Origin of the sequence: Avibacterium endocarditidis (genome assembly GCF_002921145.1) — a bacterium.
GTDB classification, from domain to species: Bacteria; Pseudomonadota; Gammaproteobacteria; order Enterobacterales; family Pasteurellaceae; genus Avibacterium; species Avibacterium endocarditidis.
In genome coordinates this window covers 1-5,810 of the sequence record NZ_PQVI01000153.1, presented here as the reverse complement: position 1 = coordinate 5,810, position 5,810 = coordinate 1, and the positions used below count along the sequence as shown (strand labels likewise).

Here is a 5,810-nt window from a genome sequence, read left to right as displayed (position 1 = left end):
ACCTGTGCCTTCGCAAGGTACGACAAGTTCAATGGGCGCACCTTGTTGTTTTTCAAAAGAATAATTTTGTAAAAAACCGATACCAATCGCAGTTTCTCCCCTTGCTGTGTTGCGTGATGGGGCTGTTCCTGCTTTTGGATATTGTGAAATATTTTGATGGATTTGTTTTAGGTAATCAAAGGCTTTACCTTCTCCCCAAAGTTGCGTGAAAGTGGCAATGGCGGTGTAAGCTGTGCCAGAACTTTGTGGATCAGCAATTTGTACTTCATTTTTTAAGCGAGGATCTAACAGATCTTTCCAGCATTTTGGTATTTCTGTAATACCTAGTTTCTTCAAACGTTCTGTATTAACGCCAAAACCTAAAACACCCATATAAATAATAGAACTTTTTCCATTGCCAAGTTTTTGGAATTGGGTCATTACTTCATTGCGTTTCGGGAAATCATAAGACGCAATTAAGCCTAACTCACCTGCTTGGAGGTGGGTATCAAAAGGGCCGCCAACCCAAACATCTGCTTGAGGATTATTTTTCTCAGCTTCCATTTTGGCAAGGGTACTGCCAGAGCTATTACGAATAAAGGAAGTTTTTACATTGTATTTTTTCGCAAATCCTTGCACTGCCTTTTCGCATACAATATTCTGCGCACTACAATAAACCACCAATCGCCCTCCAGCGAAAGCCATATTAGAAAGACTTAATCCTGCTAATAATAGACTAGCTAAAATTAGATTGGACGTTACTTTTTTCATTACCCACCTCACTATGACAAAACTATTTACTGCGCCAATTTAACTTCATTAACCCATTTGTTAATCAAGCGTTTGCGTTCGTCTGATGCACCGTATTTCTCAAAATCATAATTGATGAGATTAAGCTTGGTTGGATCAAACGCGGTTGGTGATTGTTCGGCGGTGGTGTTGGTCAGTGTTTGGAAAGCGCGGCCTTTTTTCCACGCTAATTCTTGGCCTTCTTTTGATAATGCCCAATCCACGAATAATTTGGCGTTATCTAAGTTACGCGCGCCTTTTAAGATGCTCACACCACCAAGTTCATAACCTGTGCCTTCGCAAGGCACGACTAATTCAATTGGCGCGCCCTGTTGTTTTTCAAGGGCGTAATCGTGTAGGAAGCCAATCCCTACTGTGGTTTCACCTCTGGCTGTGTTGCGTGAAGGGGTGATACCCGATTTAGTATATTGAGAAATGTTCGGGTGAAGTTGTTTGAAGAAATCAAAGGTTTGATCTTCGCCCCATAATTGCACAAAGGTAGCAATGGCGGTGTATGCAGTGCCTGAACTTTGTGGATCGGCCACTTGAATTTCCCCTTTTAAGCGTGGATCGGTTAAGTCTTTCCAGCATTTTGGCACCTCTGTGATGCCTAGTTTTTTCAAGCGTTCAATGTTTACTCCAAAGCCTAAAATCCCCATATAAATGGCGGACGTGTAGTTGCCTTTGACTTTAGCAGGATCTTGGAATCTTGGCATAATTTGATCGACATTTGGCGAGCGGTAGGCTTCTAATAAACCCAGTTCGCCGGCTTGAGATTGTGGATCGAGCGTGCCGCCATACCACACGTCAGCTTGTGGATTTTTCTTTTCCGCTTCAATTTTCGCAAAGGTACTGCCTGAACCATTACGGATAAAAGACGTTTTCACATCATATTTTTTGCCGAAAGCTTGGGTTTCAGCTTCACACATTTCATTTGTGGCGCTGCAATATACCACCAAGCGTCCTTTGGCTTGCGCTTGCATACTGAAGATTAAGGCGGAAGTGGCAAGTGCGGTGGAAATTGCGAGAGAAATTGCTTTACATTTCATTGTGGTACTCCTTATGGTTTGGCGGAAAATCGCCTAGATCATTGATTAATCTAAATTAAATGAGCCTAATCCTATCCGAATGGAGTAAAAAATGCTGTGAACCACTTCACAAAATGAGAGATTTCTTTCGTTTTATTTCGTCAAAAGGGTGAAATTCTTAGAGGCTGTAGATAGCTCAAATGCAAAATGAATTATCAACAGCCCTATAAAAAAGCGAAATTTTTCTTTATAATTCTAAAATCACTGTAACTCCTCTATTTGAGCCATATTATGTCAGACCAAGATTGCATTATTATCGCTATCGCAGGGGCTTCCGCCTCAGGAAAAAGCCTTATTGCCTCCCACCATTCATAAAGAACTTCGTGATGAGCTAAGTTGCGAAGACATTGGCATTATTTCTGAAGATAGCTACTACAAAGATCAAACCCACCTTGCTTTTGAAGAGCGCATTAAAACCAATTACGACCACCCAAATTCAATGGATCGCGATTTGTTGTTACAACATTTGCGTGCCTTAAAAGCAGGGCAAGCGGTGGATATTCCCGTTTATAGCTATGTGGAACACACGCGCACGGGGGAAACCACTCATTTCAAGCCGAAAAAAGTGATTATTTTAGAAGGCATTTTGTTGCTCACGGACGAACGCATTCGCCAAGAAGCGAGTATTTCTGTATTTGTGGATACGCCGTTAGATATTTGTTTTATCCGCCGTTTAAAACGTGATATGGAAGAGCGTGGGCGTTCTTTGCAATCGGTAGTGGATCAATATCGTGCTACTGTGCGTCCTATGTTCTTACAATTTATCGAGCCGTCTAAACAATATGCCGATATTGTTGTTCCACGCGGTGGAAAAAACCGTATTGCAATCAATATGTTAAAAGCACAAATTAGACACCTGCTGAAAAGCAAATAGGGGGCAAAATGAGATTGTGTGATACCGACATTGAACGTTATTTAGATGAGGGCATTATCAGCTTAACGCCGCGCCCAGATAACGACAAAATCAATGGCGCGACCGTTGATGTGCGTTTGGGCAATTCTTTCCGTGTGTTTCGTGAACATACCGCGCCTTACATTGATTTAAGCGGCAAAAAAGAGAAGTTTCCGCTCAACTTGAGGCGGTGATGAGCGATGAAATTCTCATTGATGATGGTGAAGCCTTTTTTCTCCACCCTGGTGACTGGCGCTTGCCACCACCTTTGAAGCGGTATCCTTGCCTGCCAATATTATCGGTTGGCTTGATGGGCGCTCTTCCCTTGCCCGCCTAGGATTAATGGTACACGTTACCGCACACCGTATTGATCCGGGTTGGAATGGGCGTATTGTGCTGGAATTTTACAATTCAGGTAAGCTGCCTTTGGCATTGCGTCCGAAAATGGTGATTGGTGCCTTGAGTTTTGAAGTGCTAAGTGGCGAGGCGGCGCGTCCTTATAATCGCCGTCAAGATGCCAAATATAAAGATCAGCAAAATGCGGTAGCCAGCCGTATTGATAAGGATAAATAAACAATGAAAAAGAAAGCGCTATGGCTAATCGCACTGTTGTGCGTGGGGCTGTGCTTTCTTTTTTGGCAGAAATCCCGTTTAACAGCCCAGCTTTCTGAACGCCTTGCACAGCAGCATATCCAAGTGGCACAAGTGGAAAGCCGGCTTTTTCCCACTCAACTATCCTTACATAATGTTAAGTTTCAACAAAAAGCGCGGTGGTTTTTCTTTGAAAAAATCGTGCTTGAACTCAATCCTACCGCGTTGCTTAGCGGTGATCTTAAGCTGAATGAAATTCAACTACATAACGGCAATATTGCTAACTCCCAATGGCAAGGGCTAAATGTTAGCCTAAAACCCACCGCACTTTCTTGGCAGGGCATTGCGCATTTACTCAATGCCTTACCACAAAACGCTCCGCTGAATTTGCAGAAACCGGTGCAAATGGCGTTTAGCGCGCAGGCAACACGAGCCGCAAGCCATATCCAGTTACAAGGCAATGTGCAGCTTTCTCATAATGGCCTAGCATTTGAACAAGTTGCAGGGCAATGGCAGTTTGAACGCCCCCTTTATGGTGATGTGGATACAATGGCGTTACAGTTAAAACAAGGGCATTTACACAGTGAAATGCAAGGCGAAACGAACCGCTATCAGCTTGATTTCACAGATTTGAGCATTAACCAAGTTCCCTTTTCACAAGGCAAAATTCTGCTTGAATTTCAACCGCACTTTATCAATGGCAAACTTACCTTAGCACCGCAAGGAAATGTGGATTTCCAATTTTATCAACAACCCGATCGCGCGCAGTTTTCCGCACAAAATATTGCCATAGAACAATGGCTTGCTTTGTTTAAGTTGCCAATGTTAGCCACGGGGCAGGCGCAATTAAAAGGGGAAGTGGCATTGATTGATCAACAAATTGAACAAGGGCAGGCCAGCTTACAAATCATCAATGGCAAGGTGAAAAACGTGAATTTGTTAGCCATTGTGGCACAACGTTTGCCGATTAATTATGATTCAGCGCGTTTGCAAAATATGGATTCGCCCTTTGAACGCCTTACCGCTCAGCTAATTTGGGATCAGCAAGAAATGCAATGGCAGAATTTGCAATTACGCGATCCTTATTTTCAGCTCACGGGCGAAGGTACGGTGGATCAAGTGAGCCAACAATGTGATTTTCTCGTTAATCTCAATTTGCGTGAGAAAAAATATCAAAACTTCCGCTTGCCGTTGCATTTCTTCGGTGATTGCCATTCGCCGCAATATAAAATTGAGTCCACCCAAGGCTTAAAAAAACAGCTCAAAGATTTATTCAAACAACGCCTTTCTCGTTGAGCAAAATCTAAACTTCTGTGCTAGAATAGCCAACTTTTTTTGCTAACCCTAATTTAAAATGTTATCTCCCAAAATTGTTCGCCGTGTGAAATTATGGCGTGTTATTTGTATGGCGTTTTCCGCCTTTATTTTCAACACAACTGAATTTATCCCTGTGGCGTTGCTTTCCGATATTGCCGAAAGTTTCCAAATGCCGGTCAGCCAAACAGGGCTGATGATCACCATTTATGCGTGGATTGTTTCTTTGCTCTCCTTGCCCTTTATGCTGCTCACCGCCAAGCTAGAGCGGCGTAGTTTGCTGATTAAGCTTTTTATTCTCTTTATTGTGAGTCATATTTTGTCTTGCGTGGCGTGGAATTTCCAAGTTCTTCTGATTTCTCGTATTGGCATTGCCATTTCTCATTCTGTATTTTGGGCGATCACTGCTTCGCTCACCGTTCGCCTCGCGCCAAAAGATAAAAAAGCACAAGCGCTCGGCTTGTTAGCAATGGGCAGCGCCTTGGCAATGGTGTTAGGCTTGCCGTTAGGGCGTATTATCGGGCAATGGCTTGGCTGGCGCACCACCTTTGGCGTGATTGGTGTGGTGGCGTTTATCGTACTGATTTTTCTGTATAAATTATTACCGCACTTAGTGAGCAAAAACGCCGGCACATTAAAAAGTGTTCCGCTATTATTCAAACGTCCGTTGTTGGTGGGGTTATTTGTTCTCACCGCCATTGTTATTTCTGCCCATTTCACCGCATACAGTTATGTTGAACCTTTTATGATTCAAGAAGTGAGCATCGCACCAACGGAAACCACCTTGATTTTATTGCTATTTGGCTGCGCAGGAATGATCGCCAGTATGCTATTTAGCCGTTTTCACCGCTTTGGGCCAGCAAAATTTCTACTGATTGCAATGAGCAGTCTAGCTCTTTCGCTCTTTGCTTTAGTGCTATTAAAAGGCCATTCCGCCTTTACTTATCCGTTGGTGCTATTGTGGGGCATTGGCATTGCAGGCATTGGTTTGAGCTTGCAAATTCGCATTTTACAACTCGCACCAGATGCCACGGATGTAGCAATGGCGATTTTCTCAGGCATTTATAATATCGGCATTGGCGGCGGCGCATTGCTCGGCAATCAAGTAATGCAACATTTGGGGTTGTCTTATATTGGAATGGTGGGCGGTATTTTTG

4 protein-coding genes and 2 pseudogenes are annotated in these 5,810 nt (G+C 43.3%); 4 read left to right on the top strand and 2 right to left on the bottom strand.

Translation table 11 applies throughout. From position 1 onward, the window contains the following. Together C3Z13_RS11185 and C3Z13_RS11180 are read right to left on the bottom strand one after the other, a co-directional pair. Positions 1-750, bottom strand: a 750-nt coding sequence (locus C3Z13_RS11185) for an ABC transporter substrate-binding protein (protein ID WP_103855959.1), incomplete at its 3' end; no start/stop codon positions are given. A 26-nt stretch (positions 751-776) separates the two neighbouring features. Next, the gene (locus C3Z13_RS11180) at positions 777-1,817 is read right to left on the bottom strand and encodes an ABC transporter substrate-binding protein (RefSeq protein ID WP_103855958.1); all 1,041 of its coding nucleotides are present in this window, start codon (positions 1,815-1,817) and stop codon (positions 777-779) included. Between the two features lie 270 nt (positions 1,818-2,087). On the opposite strand from C3Z13_RS11180, the pseudogene udk reads away from it, so the two are divergent. From udk to C3Z13_RS11160, 4 genes and pseudogenes are all read left to right on the top strand, one after another. Next, positions 2,088-2,730, top strand: a pseudogene (udk, locus tag C3Z13_RS11175) (uridine kinase). A gap of 8 nt (positions 2,731-2,738) precedes the next feature. Then, positions 2,739-3,321 (top strand): annotated as a pseudogene (dcd, locus tag C3Z13_RS11170) (dCTP deaminase). Positions 3,322-3,324: 3 nt separating this feature from the next. Further along, complete coding sequence (locus tag C3Z13_RS11165) at positions 3,325-4,635, top strand: hypothetical protein (protein ID WP_103855957.1); 1,311 nt, start codon at positions 3,325-3,327, stop codon at positions 4,633-4,635. Between the two features lie 58 nt (positions 4,636-4,693). Continuing rightward, a partial coding sequence (locus C3Z13_RS11160; RefSeq protein ID WP_103855956.1) for a sugar transporter occupies positions 4,694-5,810 on the top strand: 1,117 nt, incomplete at its 3' end.